Source organism: Paenibacillus phocaeensis (genome assembly GCF_900021165.1).
Taxonomy (GTDB): domain Bacteria; phylum Bacillota; class Bacilli; order Paenibacillales; family Paenibacillaceae; genus Fontibacillus; species Fontibacillus phocaensis.
Genome location: NZ_FCOQ01000006.1, coordinates 176567 through 194381, shown reverse-complemented (window position 1 = coordinate 194381; position 17815 = coordinate 176567). Strand labels below are relative to the sequence as shown.

General features: G+C 58.2%; 9 protein-coding genes and 1 riboswitch. Of the genes, 6 read left to right on the top strand and 3 right to left on the bottom strand.

Annotated elements, in window-relative coordinates; all coding sequences use genetic code 11:
• Positions 1-232: 232 nt before the first annotated feature.
• Together BN3795_RS01350 and BN3795_RS01345 are read right to left on the bottom strand one after the other, a co-directional pair.
• Positions 233-1528 (bottom strand): right-handed parallel beta-helix repeat-containing protein, encoded by a 1296-nt coding sequence (locus BN3795_RS01350; RefSeq protein WP_068782945.1) that lies wholly within the window; start codon positions 1526-1528, stop codon positions 233-235.
• Positions 1521-2603, bottom strand: coding sequence for an LCP family protein (locus tag BN3795_RS01345; protein WP_232729816.1), 1083 nt, complete (start codon positions 2601-2603; stop codon positions 1521-1523). The genes BN3795_RS01350 and BN3795_RS01345 overlap by 8 nt, the downstream gene beginning before the upstream one ends.
• A gap of 244 nt (positions 2604-2847) precedes the next feature.
• On the opposite strand from BN3795_RS01345, the gene BN3795_RS01340 reads away from it, so the two are divergent.
• Together BN3795_RS01340 and BN3795_RS01335 are read left to right on the top strand one after the other, a co-directional pair.
• The gene (locus BN3795_RS01340) at positions 2848-3816 is read left to right on the top strand and encodes an NAD-dependent epimerase/dehydratase family protein (protein WP_068782944.1); all 969 of its coding nucleotides are present in this window, start codon (positions 2848-2850) and stop codon (positions 3814-3816) included.
• A 188-nt stretch (positions 3817-4004) separates the two neighbouring features.
• Positions 4005-5552 carry a DUF4129 domain-containing protein gene (locus tag BN3795_RS01335; protein ID WP_068782943.1) on the top strand — a complete coding sequence of 516 codons (1548 nt, stop codon included), beginning with the start codon at positions 4005-4007 and terminating at the stop codon, positions 5550-5552.
• 97 nt (positions 5553-5649) lie between these two features.
• On the opposite strand, the gene BN3795_RS01330 is transcribed toward BN3795_RS01335, so the two are convergent.
• Positions 5650-6954, bottom strand: a complete 1305-nt coding sequence (locus tag BN3795_RS01330; protein WP_068782942.1) for a hemolysin family protein — start codon at positions 6952-6954, stop codon at positions 5650-5652.
• A gap of 262 nt (positions 6955-7216) precedes the next feature.
• Positions 7217-7316: riboswitch (purine riboswitch) on the top strand.
• 65 nt (positions 7317-7381) lie between these two features.
• Here BN3795_RS01330 and BN3795_RS01325 point away from each other — a divergent pair.
• The 4 genes from BN3795_RS01325 to pulA all read left to right on the top strand — a co-directional run bounded on the left by BN3795_RS01325 (position 7382) and on the right by pulA (position 16969).
• Positions 7382-8821, top strand: coding sequence for an NAD(P)/FAD-dependent oxidoreductase (locus BN3795_RS01325; RefSeq protein ID WP_068782941.1), 1440 nt, complete (start codon positions 7382-7384; stop codon positions 8819-8821).
• 185 nt (positions 8822-9006) lie between these two features.
• On the top strand, positions 9007-12582 hold the full coding sequence (locus BN3795_RS01320) for a DUF6359 domain-containing protein (RefSeq protein ID WP_068782940.1): 3576 nt from the start codon (positions 9007-9009) through the stop codon (positions 12580-12582).
• A gap of 287 nt (positions 12583-12869) precedes the next feature.
• Positions 12870-14984 (top strand): amylo-alpha-1,6-glucosidase, encoded by a 2115-nt coding sequence (locus BN3795_RS01315; RefSeq protein ID WP_110944925.1) that lies wholly within the window; start codon positions 12870-12872, stop codon positions 14982-14984.
• Entirely contained in the window at positions 14981-16969 is a 1989-nt protein-coding gene (pulA, locus tag BN3795_RS01310) for a type I pullulanase (RefSeq protein ID WP_456319959.1), read from the top strand. The genes BN3795_RS01315 and pulA overlap by 4 nt, the downstream gene beginning before the upstream one ends.
• The last annotated feature ends 846 nt before the right edge of the window (positions 16970-17815 follow it).

Sequence of the window (17815 nt, the reverse complement as noted above, 5' to 3'; positions counted from 1 at the left end):
CAGCACACACTCAACACACACTCAACACACACTCAACACACACAATATGCGCCAAATACACACTCCACTCGCCCCCGTTGCACACCCCAAAACACACGGCACACACGCAGCTCGCCCCAACATCCACCAACACGCATCCAGCACGAACCCAACACACAGTACGCACGCATCACCCCCAACCCGCCCCCTAAAGTAACCTAGAACAAGCACGCTGCAAAAACTAATCAATCCCTTACTCCACCGCATTGTCCGTCAGTGTCCCTGCTCCGGAGGCCAGCGCTGCCCGGGCTTCGTCCGACAAGCGGATCGGCGTTTCGGCGCCGCCGATGGTGTTTCCGGTAATTTGGAAGCCGCCAATTTGACCGAGGCGGATCCCGCTCGAATTAGGAAAGGGCGGGCTCCCGCCGCTTTCGATGACGTTATGCTCGATGACGACGCCGTCTGCGGCACCGACATCGGCTTCAATCGCGGCATAGTAGCTGCCGGCCCCCCCGACGATGTTGCCGGACACGGTCACATCGCCGGCATAAACGGATATGGCGGCGTACATGTCCTGGGGCAGCGGGTCTTTGGGCGTAACGAGATAGCGGTTATTCCCGAAAAAGGAATTGAGGATCCGGTTGTTCTTCACGACGATGCCGGGAGCGGAGATTTTGATGCCGCGTTTGGCGGCATGGTGGATGACGTTGCCTGAGATGACCGAATCCGATAGCGGCAAGGAATCCGGCGGCTGATCAAAATAGATACCGTCCGCATCCTCCCGCGGTGAAATATAAGAAATGAGGTTGCCCGTGATATTGACCCGGCGGGCGATCGTCCGACCGGGTTCGCTCCAGGCCATAATTCCCCGGGCGACCGGCGCAGCCTCTCGCGCGGAGATCCGGGTGAGCGTGCAGCCGAGGATCTGAACGTCCCTGGTGTCGCCGTAGATCATAATGCCGGCAACAACCGTGGCGGACAACGGGTGCTTGGGCTCTAACGGCTGGCTTAAATCCTGGATTGTACTGTTTACGATCTGTACGTCTGTTGAACCGCTATGGATGCCGATGCCGCGGGTCAGACGTGCGCCGCCGTCTATCACGACGCCGTCGATGCGGATCTTGCGCCCCTGGACCGAAACGGCCTCAAACCCGTAACGGGCGCTGGTGATTGCCCGGAACTTCAAAATCGGACGGCCCAGACCGCGGACAGTTACGCCGCTGCGAACGGGCAGCGGCTCGTCCAAGCTGAGCAAGTAAGTGCCGGGGGGAACAATGACGGTTGTGCTGCGGCCGGTGGCTGCCGCTTGGCGAAGCACGCGCATAAAGACAGCGGTATCGTCCGTGATCCCGTCTCCCTTGGCACCGGCATCTTTCACATTGAAGCTGGGAGAAGGGAAAGGAGGGGAAGGCCCCCATCGCAGCAGCAAACCCCAGCTCAATCCCACAATAAGCAGAATGGCAACCAGCCCCTGGAGCTGAGGCCGGCGAGGCTTCCCGCCGCCGGGGCGAAGCCGGTCGGCCGTACGAGGCAGGAGCGATCTACTCATCGGACGCATCCCCCAGGACGCGACGGGATAGCTCGGACCAGGCCATCATATCCGGGAGCCAGTAATAGAGCTCGGCGTCGACGAGCGGGTCATGGGCTTTGCCGCTGCTCCCCGGAAACTGGACAAAGTACATCTCCTCGGGGTCGATCCCGCGGACCATCCAAGCCAGACTAAGCATATCGCCATCGGTGAGGTTCGTATCCAAAATATCCTCCTTCACTTGCCGGATCAGCTCAGGCAGCCGGGCGAGGTTGTCCGGGGTGAGCAGCTTACGGGCCATCGCCTGAACGACCAATGCCTGATTTCGCTGCCGGGCATTGTCGCCGTCTTCCAGCGATTTGCGCTCTCGCACGAAATCGAGGGTGGTCTCGCCGTTCCAATGCTGTTCACCGGCAGGCAAGGTCCGATAATTATAGGTCAGCTTGACGGGAGCATCCAGCTTAACGTCCAAGCCGCCGATCGTATCGACGAAATGCTCGAATCCGTCAAAGTTGGTTTTGACGTAATAGTTAATGGAGCAGCGGCATAAATTGCTGACAGCCTGGATCGCGGCGAGGGTACCGGCATGGCCGCCTTTACCGCCTGCTTCCGCCATCGCGTGAGCATGGTTGATCTTGGTCAAACCGATGCCGGGAAGGTGGACCCGGGTGTCGCGGGGGATGGATACGAGGCTGACCGTATTTTGCTCCGGATTGACGTGAGCCAGCATCAATACGTCCGTGCGTGAGGCTTCGTCCGCCCGGGCATCGGTGGCCAGCAGCAGCAGGTTAAAGCTGCCCCGGGCTCCGCGGATCTCCTCGGCCGATGAAGGATCTGCCGCCGCAGCCTCTCCAGCCGTGCCCGTGCGGTCAGCGCCGGGTTGACCGGCTCCTTTCGTTTCCTTGCCGAATCCCTTCGCAGTTCGATCCGAAGCCTCCGATTCACCGGCCGACTCCGGCGTGGCCAATACCGGGATGTCCGTGCTGCGGAAATGCCGGGACGGCTCGTATTTGAAATAAGCGGTCAGCAGACCGCCAGCCAGAAGCAGAAGAAGGATCAAAGGGATGGCTACAGCTTTGCGTATTTTTATTTTCATTCGTTTCCACTCCGTCTCTAGCGAATTAGGCGAGATCTCGTTAAAGGAATTCATAGCAGTATATTAAGGGAATCGAGATTCTATACGCGGAATGGGATACCGCCGCCCTTCTCCCGAATGAGCGAAAACGTGCCACCATGATGAAATGCCGGCATTTTTTTCAGTCTATTCCGGACTAGACCTTCATAAGGTGGTTGAAACGGGGCAAACGCCGATATTTTTTGGGAATAGGGGAGTCGAGACGATGAAGGTGCTGGTCACGGGTGGAGCGGGGTTTATCGGCCGTCACACGGTCAAGCGGCTGTTGGACGAGGGGGAGCAAGTGGTGGTAGTCGATATCGCAACGATCGGGAATGTGCAGAAAAAGGACGAACGGGTCACTTCCTATACGGCGGACATTGTGTCGGAGGAGCTGGAAGCGATTTTTGCCGAGGAACGCCCGGATGCGGTCATCCACCTTGCGGCTCAAACGAGCGTACGCCGGTCCTTGCAGAACCCTACGGCTGACGCAGAGACGAACATCCTGGGGACGATCCAAGTGTTGAAGCAATGCGTCCGTTTCGGGGTGCAGCGGATCGTATTCGCTTCATCGGCAGCAGTGTACGGGGATCCGGACGAACTGCCGATCCAGGAGTCGGACGGAACAGAGCCTTTGTCTTTTTACGGCGTATCCAAACGGGTCTCGGAGATGTATATCCAATCGTTCAGCGACCGCTACGGGCTCAGTTACGCCATTTTGCGATATGCCAATGTGTACGGGATTCGGGAACGGCGCTCCGGTGAGGACGGGGTGCTGACGGCGTTCGTGGAGCGGATGATCGCGGGACTTCCCCTGGAGGTGTACGGGGACGGCCTTCAGACACGGGATTTCGTGTATGTCAAAGATATTGCGGAGGCGAACGTGCAGGCGCTGCGATGTGCGGGCAATCAAGTCCTCAATGTGAGCAGTGGACGCGGCATCTCACTCCTGGAGGCGCTGGGGATGCTGAAAGAGATCACCGGCCGCAATGTGCAGCCGCAGTTTCGGCCCGCCCAGTCGGGAGATATCGAACAAAGCGTGCTGGATAACGGCAAAGCTCGGGACATTCTCTGGTGGGAACCCCGGTATTCACTGTACGACGGGCTGCTGGAGATGACGGAATTCGAAACGGAAGCGCGAAAAAAACCCCTGCTTGTTCAGCGAACCAGCTACAGCGAAACATCGGCGATCTAGAATGGTTCCTATCCTCCCCGTCTCTTGCTTGAAGAGCGGGGTTTCTCGGTTTGCGTTGTTGCCCGGAGCTCACGGCGCCGCATCCGCAGGGCTCTCCTCTGTGGTATGATGAAGCTAGTGATAGAAGAGCTTCCGTACGATCGGAAGACGGCCGATGCAAGCGGAGGGAACACGGGAGGGATGACGTTATGGACGACAGGAGCGAATATAGGGATCAGAACCTCAAGCTCCAGGGGAAGGGAGGAGACGCCGACGAACCCCTAAGGGACGGTAAAAATGAATCCGCTTCCCTTGTGCATATACTGCGATTTTGGCTGACTTGCCTTATGGAATACGTGCTGCTGCTGCCGGCTTGGATTTTGTTCGCGGTGTTCCTTCGGCCGCCGGAATTCCCGGCAGCGGGGCTCGCTTTGCTCCCGCTGCTGTCGCTGGCCGGCGTCCTGCTCGGGACGCGTCTCCGCAAGCTGTGGCAGCGCGGGGCGGCCGCCCTTACGCTCGGCGTGGCCTATGCCGCGGCCGCCTTCGCTTGGGCCGGGGGCGCGGGAGCGCTAGGCTTCGGGAGCGCGCCAACCGCTGGAACGGCCCCTGTCGTCCAACTGCTGCAAACCGCCGCGCTGCTGGCCGCCGGTGTGTTCTGCTCGCTGCAGGGGATGACGGTCCAAAATCGCCAGGGCAGCTTCCGGCTGTATTGGGCCGGGCTAGGCCTCTATTTCCTGGCGGGAATCCTGTATCCGCGAATCGAGGAGCTCCAAAGGAGCGCTCCGTTGATCACCTGGGCCGGCGTGTTCTGCTTGGCCACCGCGCTGTTTGTGACCAACCACCAGTATTTGCGCTACAGCTCGCAAACCGGTGAAACGGGCGAACGACTGCCCGCCGGGCTACGCCGCCATAACCGCCTGTTCGTCGGCGTCATCATCGCGATCGCGCTGCTGCTTGCCGCCGGCGTTGGCCGCTGGATCGGCGGCCTGCTGTGGGGAATGCTCAAAGCGGTCGTGCGCTGGTTAACCCGCCCGCAGGAGCCCGCGCCTCCGCCGTTAGAAGAGCCTGAAGCGGGAATTCTGCCGCCTGAACCGATGCTGTCGGTGGAATCCCAGGATTCGGATTTGCTGGCGCGGATCTTAAATTATGCGTTCTATATTTCCGGCGGCCTGCTCATTGCCGCACTGCTGGGTTTCGCCCTGTATTGGCTCTACAGGAACGCCGGCGGAATCTGGCGCAAAGCGATCGACCGCCTGCTGTCCCTGCTGCGTCGGGAAAGCGCCGCACCAGAAGAAGCCGCCTTCCGCGATGAGGAGACAAGCCTGTTCACTTGGGAGTCCGCGCTGCAAGGGTGGCGCCGGTTCGGCTCCCGCTTGCGGCGTGCCGGGAAACCTCCGGAACGTTGGGAGGAAATGAAGGATAACCGGGAAAGAGTCCGTTATTTATACTGCTTGTTTTTGCGGGAGAAGCAGGGGCAGGGGTATTCGATAAAGCCCTATCTGACGCCGCAGGAAACGGTAGATGAACTGAGACGGGCAACCGGCGATCGGCAGGCTGACATCACCAAAGCAGCCAGATCCGGGAGACGGCGCTTCCTTATTGGCGGGGAGACTTCGGAAAGGGAGAAGAGCCGGGTTCGAGAGGGCGCGGATGACGCTATAAACCCGTTGCTTCGACTGTATTATCGGGTGCGGTACGGCGAGGAGATGCCGCAAGACGAGGAAGTGAAGGAGCTGCGGCGGCGCTGGCCGATGTAGAACGTCCTGCTCATACCCCCAGGACCAAAATCTAAAAAAGCGCGAGCCGCAGAGATTTCCTCTGCGTTCGCGCTTTCCCTATTGCCTGTCTTAAGCATTAAGCATCGTGCTTGACGATTTCGAGCTTCTTGAAACGGTGGGGCTCCTTCTCCAACAGCTTGAAGGTTAAATTCTCATGCTCCAGCGTATCCCCGACATCCAGCGAAGGGTTCATCCCGTAGAGCCAGCCGCCGATCGTATCTACTTCTTCCGTACTCAGTTCGGTCAACAGCACGTCGTTGATCTGGTTCACCGTCACCGTACCGAGGGCGACCACATGGGACTCGTCTAGCTGGACGATCGGATCTTCCTCTTCCTTATCAAATTCGTCGCGGATTTCCCCGACGAGTTCCTCAAGAATGTCCTCAAGCGCCACCAAGCCAGCCGTTCCCCCGTATTCGTCGATCAGGATCGCCATATGGGTGCCTTCCTGCTGCATTTTCTTCAGCAGCTCATTCACCGGAGTGACCTCTGACACGGTCATCGCCGGCTGCAGCAAAGCGGCGAAATCCACGTTCGGGTTGCCTTCATAGGCCAGGAAAAATTGCTTCGTATTCACGATGCCGATGACGTTGTCTTTGCTGCCTTCAACCACGGGAAACCGGGTATATTGCTGCTCCCGGATGATCTCTAGGTTCTCCTGCCGCGTCTTGTCCTTATATAAACACACCATGTCAGTGCGCGGTACCATAATTTCCTTGGCGAGCAAATTATCAAATGCGAAAATCCGGTTCACATAGCCGAATTCGCTTTGATTAATTTTGCCGCTCTCGAAGCTTTCGTTAATGATAATCTGCAGCTCTTCCTCCGAGTGGGCTTCTTCATGCTCGGAAGCTGGCTTCACGCCGAACAGGCGCACCAGTTGGTTGGCCGAGCCGTTCAAGGCCCAAATGAAAGGGCGCATGACCTTCGTAAATAGAATCAGCGGTTTCGCCGTAAGAATGGCGATGTCCTCAGCTTTGCGGATGGCCAGCGTCTTGGGGGCCAATTCGCCTACAACAACGTGGAAATACGTGATGACCACAAACGCGATTACAAACGAAAGTGCGCTGCCGACCGCATCGGGTACCTCCAAGCTATGAAACAACGGATGCAGCATGCGCTCCACCGTAGGTTCTCCAAGCCATCCAAGCCCCAGCGCGGTGATCGTGATCCCGAGCTGACACGCGGATAAAAATCCGTCCAGATTAGAGGTGACCTGTTTGACGGCGACGGCACCTTTCCGTCCCTCCGCAATCAACTGATCAACCCGGCTGCCCCGGACGCGAACGATCGCAAATTCTACCGCTACGAAAAACGCCGTGAGCGCGATCAGAATCACGACCAAAAATAAATTTAATACCAATTGCCTGTCACTGTCCATTCGATACATCTACTCCTCAATTTTTAAATATAAAGATATGAAGCTAGGTCTATTATATAATACAACCTCTCCTAAACGCGAATCTCCACGGGAGGCAAAACGCTTGTATCTTTTGCTAGAATGTTCGTGTTTTGCACAATGTATGCCCGTATTTTTGTTTTTTTATCTTTCCCATCGGTTAAAATACGAATATTTTTTAAATTTCGAATTGACTTATCCGTTTATTCCGCGTATACTCAGGTTGTTCAAATCATAACTGATCCATCAGCCAAACAATCAAATTCGTATATCCTCAGTAATATGGATTGAGGGTCTCTACAAGGAACCATAAATTCCTGACTACGAATAGGGTGCATTCGCATACCTATGAGGGGTCGGGATTTTTTTTGTTGATTACACGAATTCATATAACTTCAGGAGGATACAGATGAGCAAATACGATGTCATTGTGGTGGGGGCGGGCCCTGCCGGGATTTTCGCCTGTTATGAGCTTACTCGTAAAGCGCCGCATTGGAAGGTGCTTCTGGTGGACAAGGGGCATGATATTTATCGCCGGCGTTGTCCGATTTTGGAGGAGAAGATTACGCTTTGCCCGCCTGCGGCCGGGCGTAAGGAATTCGCCGGTTGCCTTCCGGCCTGCTCGATTACCGCCGGGTTTGGCGGGGCTGGGGCGTACAGCGACGGGAAGTTTAATATCACAACGGAATTTGGCGGCTGGCTGAGCGATTATATCGCGCCGTCCAAGGTGCTGGACTTGATCCAATACGTTGATGCCATCAATTTGGAGCATGGAGCGACAACCGCCATCACCGACCCGATGACCGATGCCGTCCGGGAGATCGAACAACGCGGATATGCGGCGGGACTCAAGCTGCTGCGGGCACAGGTTCGGCATTTGGGGACCGAGCAGAATCTGGAGATCCTGAAGTCCATTTACGAATATTTGAAGACCCGCATCGATATGCTGTTCAAGGCCGAAGTTGAAGACCTCCTGACGGAGAAAATAGATGGAAGCCACCAGGTACGGGGCATCACGCTCAAGAATGGCGAGACCTATGAAGCCGACCTGGTGATGGTCGCGCCGGGCCGGGACGGCTCGGCTTGGCTGACCGACATCTTGAAGAAACGCCGGTTGAAGATGACGAACAATCAGGTGGATGTCGGGGTCCGCGTAGAAACCTCCGACGTGGTCATGCGGGAGATCAACGAACATTTGTATGAAGGGAAATTTATTTATAACACTTCCGTTGGCACGCGAGTCCGTACGTTCTGCAGCAATCCTTCCGGACATGTAGTGGTGGAGAACCACAGCGGCGTCATGGCGGCCAACGGCCATTCCTACAAGGACCCGGCGCTGGGCTCGCAGAATACGAACTTCGCGCTGCTCGTTTCGCACCGGTTCACCGAACCGTTCGACAAGCCCAATGAGTATGCGCGCGAAATTTGCCAGCGGGCGAACGACCTGTCGAGCGGCGGGGTGATCGTGCAAAAGTATGGCGACATCCTGCGCGGACGCCGTTCCACGGCCGCTCGCATTGCCGAAGGCTTCCTGGAGCCTACGCTCAAGGAAGCGGTGCCGGGTGACCTTGGCCTGGTGCTGCCGTACAATACGATGAAAAGCCTGATCGAGATGGTCGAGGCGCTCGACAAGGTGACGCCGGGGATCGCCTCGGAGCATACGTTGTTCTACGGCGTGGAGGCGAAGTTCTACTCGGCCCGGCCGAAGCTCAGCGAATCGCTGGAGACTGAAATCGGCGGCCTGTTCTGCGGCGGCGACGGCGCGGGGATCACGCGCGGCTTGGCTCAGGCCGGGGCGGCCGGCGTATGGATCGCCCGCGGGATGATGGAGAAAGCGGGAGCTGTATAAGAGATGCACCAAAGGCACGGACCTTCGTCGAAGGAGCCGTGCCTTTTTTTGCACTTGTTGATAGAGAAATTACGGGCAAATTATAATTTTACATTATTTTTACAACGAGGAAATAATCTGCAATTTTAAAATAAATATGATGAGGAGGTAGTCCAAAAAAGCGCATGGGGAGGTATCTAGGATTGATGAGTAAGGGGAACGCGAACGCTTGGCGCAATAAATGGCTTGGTCTGCTATTGGCCGGTGCATTGGTCGTAACCGGTTTGCCGGGATGGGCACCTCAGGCGGCAGCGCAGCCTGCGGATTCCCAGGTGGCGGCAGAGGCATCCGATCATGCGGTCGAGGATGCGGGGAATTCGCCGCTGATGTCGGATGGGCCGGTACAAGGGATCGATGTACCGGCCTACGCACCGGAGGCGGAAGCCCCGCAGATGGGGGAAGCCGCGGAGCCTGCGGCAGGACCGGCGAGCAACGGGTCATCCCTTCAGGCGGCTTCCGCTTCACTCAGCGTTGCTGAAGCGGTCTCCAGGGGGAACAACGGGGAAACGGTAGAAGTGACGGGGACCATCGTTGGCCATGCGACGGGATTGCTTACCGCGGATTTCGAAGCTCCCTTCGGCAATGATTTCAACTTTCTGATTGCCGATACGGCCGGGGAACGGGATAAGGCCAAGCTGATCGACGTGCAGGTCCCTGCCGGCTTAAGAGCTGCGTTTGGCCTGCAAAGCAACCCGGATTTGATCGGGCAGTCGGTGGTCGTAGCGGGGTCCCTGGCAGCGTACAACAATTTTACCGGGTTAAAAAGCGTAACCGCCATTTCCTTATCGCAGAACCAACCGGAAGAACCCGGGGAAGATCCGGGAGAGGAGCCCGGGGAGGATCCCGGCGGGGATCCCGGTCAAGGTCCGGATCCAGGCGAAGTTCCGCAGCTCCCGGACGGCACCGGCAAGAAGGTGCTCTTTGACAACGCCCATGGTCAAACGGCCGGTGCAGCGGATTGGGTTATCGACGGCGCGTTTTCCGATTTTGCCGCAGGGCTGCGAGCAGCCGGCTTTACGGTAGAGTCGCTGGACCGCCCGCTGCCGTACACATTTGGGGAAACGGCGATTACCTATGGAGCGCTGCAGCCGTATGACGTCTTTGTCATCCCCGAGGCGAATATTCCGTTTAAGGCCGCCGAGCAGGAAGCGCTGGTGCAATACGTGGAAAACGGCGGCGCGGTCTTTTTCATCTCCGATCATTATAATGCCGACCGCAACAAAAACCGCTGGGATGCCTCGGAGGTATTTAACGGCTATCGCCGCGGGGCTTATGAAAACCCAGCTAAAGGCATGTCGGCCGAAGAAGCAAGCTCCCCGGCGATGCAAGAGGTGAGCAGCTCGGACTGGTTAGCCGACAACTTTGGCGTTCGTTTCCGTTACAATGCCCTGGGCGATGTTAACGCCACGGATATTGTCCATCCGTCGCAGTCGTTTGGCATCACCGCCGGGGTGGAAGCGGTCGCGATGCATGCCGGGTCAACGGTGGCGATCCTCGATCCGCAGAAGGCCAAAGGACTTGTCTATGTCCCGACCGGCGTACCGGCGTGGGGCAATGCGGTTGATGAAGGCGTCTATGACGGCGGTGGCCGGGCAGAGGGCCCTTATGCGGCTATCGCCAAGCGGGGTCTCGGGAAAGCCGCCTTTATCGGCGATTCCTCGCCGGTGGAGGATGCGACACCCCAATACGTGCGGGAGGAGAATGGGCAAAAGAAAACGACCTATGACGGATTTCAGGAAGTCGACGATGGTTTGTTCCTGGTGCAAACGGTGAAATGGCTGGCGCACGACGAGAACTACACCTCCTTCAGCGAGGTGCCGGGCCTTGCGCTGGACGCGCCGACTCTTCTGGGCGCGGACGAGGAACCGGCGGCTACAACCGAGCCGCAGCCGGAGCCGTGGTCGCAGCCGGCCCCCGGGTATAAATGGTATGATCCGGCAACCTTCAAGCCGGGTTCATACGGTTCGTTGCAAGCGCCGGATAAGGAGCCGGTCTTTGCCTTCGTACATCAAGCGCAGTTGCCTAGTCAGCAGGAATTCCAGATCCGCGTGACCGCGGACGACATGACGCCGGGGCAGACAGTGTCCGATTTACGCGTGGGCATCTATTTGGCCGGCGGCGAGCAGATTGCACGGTTCCTGAATACGGACGGCAACTGGTCGGATTATAATTACAGCCCGGCTTTTTCCTTGACGGGCGATACGCAAGGGCATGCGTCCAAGGAGCTGACCGTACAGCTGAAGCCGGGGATAACGGCAACAAGCGCCAATTTGCGCTTGAAGCGGGGCAGTGCCAATGAGATCACGAAACCGGTGGAAATCGCAAACGTGGATGCCGAGCCGTTGCCCGGCGACCACCCGCCGGTGCCGCAGCCAAGCACGATTGCCGAGGTTCGCGGGGCGGCGGAAGGAGCGGTCGTTACGACCCAGGGGGTCATCACCTCCGAGCCGGGCATTTTCGGCGGCCAGGGCTTTTATTTGCAGGACGAGACAGCGGGTATTTATGTCTTTCAAACGGCGGAGGGATACCATGTCGGCGATCTGATCCGCATCAGCGCAACCCGAACGTTGTATAACGGGGAAGTCGAGCTGGAGAATCCGGTGTTGATCGAGAAGCTGGGGACGGCCCCGCTGCCGCAGCCGCAGGTTCAGGATGCCGTGTCGGACACCAACCAAGGGCAATTCATCACCTTAACCCAGGTAGAGGTACGGGATGTCGTTGCCGCGACACCGGCCGGTTCCTTTGAATTTTATGCCGTCCGTGATGACGGCAGCTTGACCCGGGTCCGCTTCGACGGCAGAACCGGGGTGACGATGGATTCCTTTGCGGCGTTGTATCCGGCGGGGACGCGCGTGGATATCAGCGGAATCGCTTCGGTATTCCGGGGAACGTTCCAACTGAAGCCGCTCGCCCTGGCCCATGTCGTGCCCAGTAAAGCGGAAGCGGACTTGACAGCTCCGGTGACATCAAGCGATGTGGCCGGAGTTGAAGGGGCGGACGTATATAATCAGACGGAAGTCACGGTCTCTTTTTACGCAAAGGATGAAGGCGGCAGCGGTCTGGAACGGACCGAATACCGGGTGAACGGAGGGGAGTGGGTTCGCTATGCCGAACCGCTGGTGCTGGCGGCTGACGGGAAATATTCGGTCGAATACCGCTCCGTGGATCAGGCGGGAAATCAGGAAACCTCCCAAATCCTCTACATCAATGTGGATCGTCAGGCCCCGGAAGTGACGTTCGCCGGAGACAACCAGGTATTGCAAGTCGCTTCCAGCGTCCCCTTCGCCATCGCCGTAAACGACGCGGTCAGCGGGGCAAAATCCACGGCGTACCGGCTTGACGGCCGGGCGATCCCGGGGGTTGCGGAGATCGTTCCGTTCTCGCTCGCGGTCGGCACGCACAAGCTGACGGTTCAAGCAACGGATGCTGCGGGACATACCGCGTTGGTGGATTTTACGTTCCAGGTTACGATCGACATTGCGCATCTGGATGAGCTGGTGGATTTGGGCAAGGCACATGGCTATTTCAAAACCAAAGGCACGGCAACCAGCCTGCAAGCCCATGTGGCTTCCCTGCAAAAAGCGAAAACCAAGCTGGAGCGTGAGATCAAGCTGAAGGCGTTGAAGCTCACCCTCCATGTCCAGAGCGGATTAACCATCAAGGAGAGCTTCGCGAAGCTGATGATGGAGGATTTGGAGTATATCGGGGGAAAGGCGGCGTAATACGCAGGTGAAAAAGCGGAGTCGGTCAGGGGAACCTGATCGACTTTTTTTAATTAAGAGCCAGTGCTGGATCGTCCTAATCTCGGTAAAAATAACTATACGAGGCGGTCAGGTACGTCTCAGTGGGCGTACCCCTCCCTTTTTGTGCAAACGATTGACCTAGTCTTGGCAACGGTGATATAATCCTGCTCATACGGGAAAGTAAACGTTTACTATGGAGAAAGAGGACCTAGCTGCATTGAATGCTGCTCGCGTCTCCAGAAAAGTGGAAGGAGAGAGCTTGGCTTATGAATACGAAGCTTACGATAGACGAAAATGCGGAGAATTATACCGGGCGCACAGCGCTCGCCAACAACCGGGCCTACGTGCTGGGACGCAGCGCTTGGCGGACGATAGAGGAAGGGAATGAACGCGAGTGGCTCATCGGCAACGGCATCGGCGGGTATGCCAACCATTCCGTAACGGGCGGCGGTTACCGCATGTCGCATGGCTACTTGGTGGCTTCCGCGAAGGCGCCGGTGAACCGGATGCTGGTCTTTACGCGCTCGCAGGAGCAGGTGGACATCGGCGGCCGCAGTTATGATCTGACTTCTCAACAATATATCAATTGGCAAAAAAACGGCCAACACTATCTGCGCCGCTTCAAGCTGGACACGGTGCCGGAATACGATTACCAGGTTGAAGACGTGCGGATCGTCAAGACGATTGCGCTGGAGTACGGCCATAATACGGTGGCGGTTTGTTATGACATCACCGGAGGCAAAGAGCCGGCGCGGATCAAGCTGGTTCCCCTGTTTAATTACCGCTCGCCGGGAGACGTATCGGAGAAGGGGGATTTGCGGTTCAAGAAGCGGCTGGACGGGCGGTTGCTGCAACTGGTACCCGAACGGGAGCCGGGAGTTACCATTTCATTCCTCGCTTCGGAAGGGGAATTCCAGGATCGTTCCACGCTGCCGGTCACGATGGCGACGCCGAACTATTTGATAGAAGAAGGGCATTATTATCCGTTTGAGAACCGGAACGGTTTTTTGGGCATCGATAATCACTATACCCCTTACGAAATTCATGTGCATGTGGAGCCTTACGAACGCAAACGAATCTATCTGAAGTGCTCCACCGAGGCGTTGACGCCGGACAGCAAAGACGGCTTTACCCTCGTGCGGGAATATCGCGATCGGATGGCCCAACTTGTGCAAACGGCCGGATATGGCGATCGGCTGGCCGACCGGCTGGTGGAGGCTGCGGATCATTTTATCGTGGATCGGGCGTCTACCGGACTCAAAACCGTGCTGGCGGGATACCCCTGGTTCACCGATTGGGGCCGGGATACGATGATTGCATTCCAGGGGGTGGCGCTGGCCACCAAGCGGTTTGCCGAGGCCCGGGAGATTTTGGAGTCGTTCGCCCATTACGTGCGGGGCGGACTGATTCCCAATATGTTCCCGGACGACGGACAGGAGCCGCTGTACAACACGGTAGATGCGTCATTATGGTATGTACACGCGGTCTATGAATATTTGAAACATACCGGTGGGGAAGATGATTACAGGTTCATCCGCGACAAAATTTATCCGAAGCTGAAGGAAATCATCGCCGCTTATCAAGGCGGCACCGATTTCTCCATCGGGATGGATGAGGACGGCCTGATCCGTGCCGGCGGGGGCCTCGATCAAGTCACCTGGATGGACGTGCGGGTTGGCGAATGGGTCGTCACGCCGCGGCACGGCAAACCGGTGGAGATCAATGCGCTGTGGTACAACGCGCTGCGGATCATGGCACAGCTGGCGGAACATTTTGACGAAAAGCTACCATATGATGAATTAGCACAGAAAGTGCGGGAATCATTCTGCAATCGCTTCTGGAATGGGGCGGATCAATGCCTGTACGATGTGGTGGATGTGCCGCAAGACGGCGGCGGCTTGGAGGATGACCCTTCGATCCGGCCCAATCAGATTTGGGCGGTATCGCTGCCGTTTACGATGCTGCCTCCGGAACAGGAGAAGGCGGTGGTGGGTACGGTGTATCAGCATTTATACACGCCTTACGGACTTCGTTCGTTGTCCAATCGGGACCCCCGCTTCCAGCGGAGCTACATCGGGAAGCTGATCGACCGGGATGGCGCCTATCATATGGGAACGACGTGGGCTTTTCCGCTTGGCGGGTTCATCACCGCTTATTGCAAAGTGAATGGCTACAGCCGGGAAGCTGTACTTACGGCAAAGGACATGTGCCTCGTGTTTGAGGATCATCTGCATGACGGCGGTATTGGCGGTATTGCCGAGATTTTTGACGGGGAACATGCCTTAACCGGGCGGGGTTGCTTCACGCAGGCTTGGAGCGTGGGCGAAATCCTTCGCGCTTATACGGAGGACGTGCTGCCGAATTTGACGGGATTGGAGTGAGGACGTTGTCCGTACAAAAAGAATACCAAGGCACCATCGATTACGGAGATTTGGCGGTCACCGACGGGATTTCGGTGTTTGACCCTGCGTTTGATGCGAGGTTTGTCTATGAGGGGGATGATTTGGGAGCGGTTTATTCGCCGGAGCACACGCGCTTTCGCCTATGGGCGCCAACCGCTTCCGAAGCGAAGGTTGTGATGTATGAGACTTGGGATGGCACGGCGGTCAACGAGCTGCCGATGCAGCGGGATGTACAGGGAACATGGACGCTGACGGTAGAGGAAGATTGCCGGGGGGTATTTTATACGTATCGGGTTAAGGTTGGCGAGCAGTGGAATGAAGCGGTGGATCCTTACGCTAAAGCGGTAGGCGTTAACGGGGAGAAGGCAGCGATCCTCGATTTACGAAGCACCGATCCGCAAGGCTGGGAGCAGGATGTGAAGCCGCCGCTCGAATCGCCGGTGGACGCGGTCATTTATGAGCTGCATCTCCGCGATCTGTCGATTCACCCTCGCAGCGGCATCCGGGAGAGGAGCAAGTTCCTGGGCTTGGCAGAGGAAGGAACCCGGGGGCCGGACGGCATTCCGACGGGTCTTGATCATATCGCCGGGCTGGGCGTGACGCATGTGCAGCTGCTGCCGGTGTTTGATTACTCCCGGGAGAGCGTGGATGAAAGCTGCCTGGATGAACCCCATTACAATTGGGGATACGATCCGCAGAACTATAACGTGCCGGAAGGCTCCTACGCCACGAACCCGTATGATCCGGCCGCACGGATCGCCGAGCTGAAACGCCTTGTCCAGACGCTGCATGCCCGCGGGCTCCGGGTCATTATGGACGTGGTATATAACCATGTGTACGACGGGTATCTGATCCATTTCACCAGGCTGGTGCCGGGATATTATTTGCGGTACACCGCGGACGGGACGCTTTCGGACGGGGCGTTCTGCGGGAATGAGTGCGCTACGGAACGGCCGATGATGACGAAATATATCGTGGAGTCGATCCTCCATTGGGTGCGGGAATACCATATTGACGGGTTCCGCTTCGACTTAATGGGCCTGATCGATCTCGAGACGATGAATGAAATCCGCCGCCGTCTGGACGAGATTGACCCTTCGATCCTGATGATTGGCGAAGGCTGGAGGATGGAGACGGTGCTTCCCGAGGAGCGCCGCGCCAACCAGGACAACGCCGGGAAGCTGCCGGGGATCGGCATGTTCAATGACGGGCTGCGGGATGCGGTCAAAGGCGATATTTTTATTTTTGAAAAGAAAGGCTTCATCAGCGGCGGCGACGGCTTTGAGGACGGCGTGAAGCGCGGCGTAGTCGGGGGGATTGACTATGATGGGGCGGAGCTCCGGCAATTTTCCGTAGAGCCGATCCAGTCGGTGAACTTTGTGGAATGCCATGATAACCATACGTTATGGGATAAAATCGAGCTGTCCACGCCGGGCGCCTCGGAGGAAGAGCGCCGGGCTATGCACCGGCTCGCCTCGGCGATCGTGCTGACGAGCCAAGGCCTTCCGTTCCTCCACGCCGGGCAGGAATTTATGCGCACGAAGGGCGGCGTGGAGAACAGCTACAAATCGCCGATCGAGATCAACTGGCTCGATTGGGAGCGCTGCGCTGCGCACCAGGACGATGTGTCCTACCTGCGCAGCCTGATCGCGTTGCGCCGGGCGCATCCCGCGTTCCGCCTGCGGACGGCGGACGAGATCCGCGCGCACTTGCGCTTTGAGGCAGCGCCGCCCCACGCGGTGGCGTACACGCTGCGCGACCACGCCGGTGGCGACCCGGACCGCCACCTGTACGTGCTCTACAACGCGCAGCCCGGCGCGTTGTCGCTGGAACTGCCCGCCCTCGGACCGTGGGAGGTCCGGTTCGGCGGCGAGCANCCTGCTGCAGCGGGCGCGTCTCCAGCCGGCGGAGCACGGCTGGAGGTTCGCGGGGTCGGCGTCGTAGTTCTCGCCGTCCCGCGGTAACCGCGCAAGGGCCAGGGGCGGGAGCCCCGTGGCCCTTGGTTTTGCGCCCGGCCGGGGCACCGGCCGAGCGGTAGCGCGCGGGCTTGCGGGCAGCGTGGGCTGCCCCCTGCTCCGCGCGCGCTTGCGCTCCGGGCATCTCCCTGCCCGGCCGCGGTTTTTTCGCAGAAATAAGGGTATTTTTTACCCTTATTTCCGCGAAAAAGCCCCTTTTGAACAAAATAGCGGTATTTTATGGCCTTATTTTTCCGCAGGAGCCCCAAATGGGGCGACTTTGCTCCTGCCGGACTGAAATAAGGCCATTTTTTACCTCTATTTGTTCAAAAACCGCTAAATCACCGGAAATAAGGTGATTTTTTACCGCTATTTCCCCGAGGCGGGGCCGTCCGCGCGGCCCGCCCATCCAGAGCGCGCTTCTCGCCGCCTCCGCTGTGGCACGCTTAGGCCAACGCTCGCGCTCCGCCCAACAAATACCTCGGCTCGCGCTCCGCCTGCCACCCCGCGCCAGGTCTCGCCGCCCAGGCCCCGCGGTTACCGCCTCACCGCACACAACGCGGCACATCAAAAAACCAGCCCCCCGCCGCTAAGCGGGGAGGGCTGGTTCTACTTGCGTTTATGCCGTTGTCTGCCTTTATACACTTGGCTCAGGGCGTGGGCCAAGAGCTGCCCTTGCCCTTGGCACAGGGCCCACGGGCCCGGTGTGCCCCTTGCGCTTAGCTCAGCGCGGAAGGCTTCGAGCGCTGGGGCTTGCACCTGGCACAGGGCCCACGCCCCCGAACGCTGCTCTTGCCTTTGGCACAGAGCCCACGGGCCCGGTGTGCCCCTTGCGCTTAGCACAGCGCGAAAGCC

Coding starts and splice junctions, on each gene's coding strand:
- BN3795_RS01350 (WP_068782945.1), bottom strand. CDS start 1,528: ATGAGTAGATCGCTCCTGCCTCGTACGGCCGACCGGCTTCGCCCCGGC.
- BN3795_RS01345 (WP_232729816.1), bottom strand. CDS start 2,603: ATGAAAATAAAAATACGCAAAGCTGTAGCCATCCCTTTGATCCTTCTT.
- BN3795_RS01340 (WP_068782944.1), top strand. CDS start 2,848: ATGAAGGTGCTGGTCACGGGTGGAGCGGGGTTTATCGGCCGTCACACG.
- BN3795_RS01335 (WP_068782943.1), top strand. CDS start 4,005: ATGGACGACAGGAGCGAATATAGGGATCAGAACCTCAAGCTCCAGGGG.
- BN3795_RS01330 (WP_068782942.1), bottom strand. CDS start 6,954: ATGGACAGTGACAGGCAATTGGTATTAAATTTATTTTTGGTCGTGATT.
- BN3795_RS01325 (WP_068782941.1), top strand. CDS start 7,382: ATGAGCAAATACGATGTCATTGTGGTGGGGGCGGGCCCTGCCGGGATT.
- BN3795_RS01320 (WP_068782940.1), top strand. CDS start 9,007: ATGAGTAAGGGGAACGCGAACGCTTGGCGCAATAAATGGCTTGGTCTG.
- BN3795_RS01315 (WP_110944925.1), top strand. CDS start 12,870: ATGAATACGAAGCTTACGATAGACGAAAATGCGGAGAATTATACCGGG.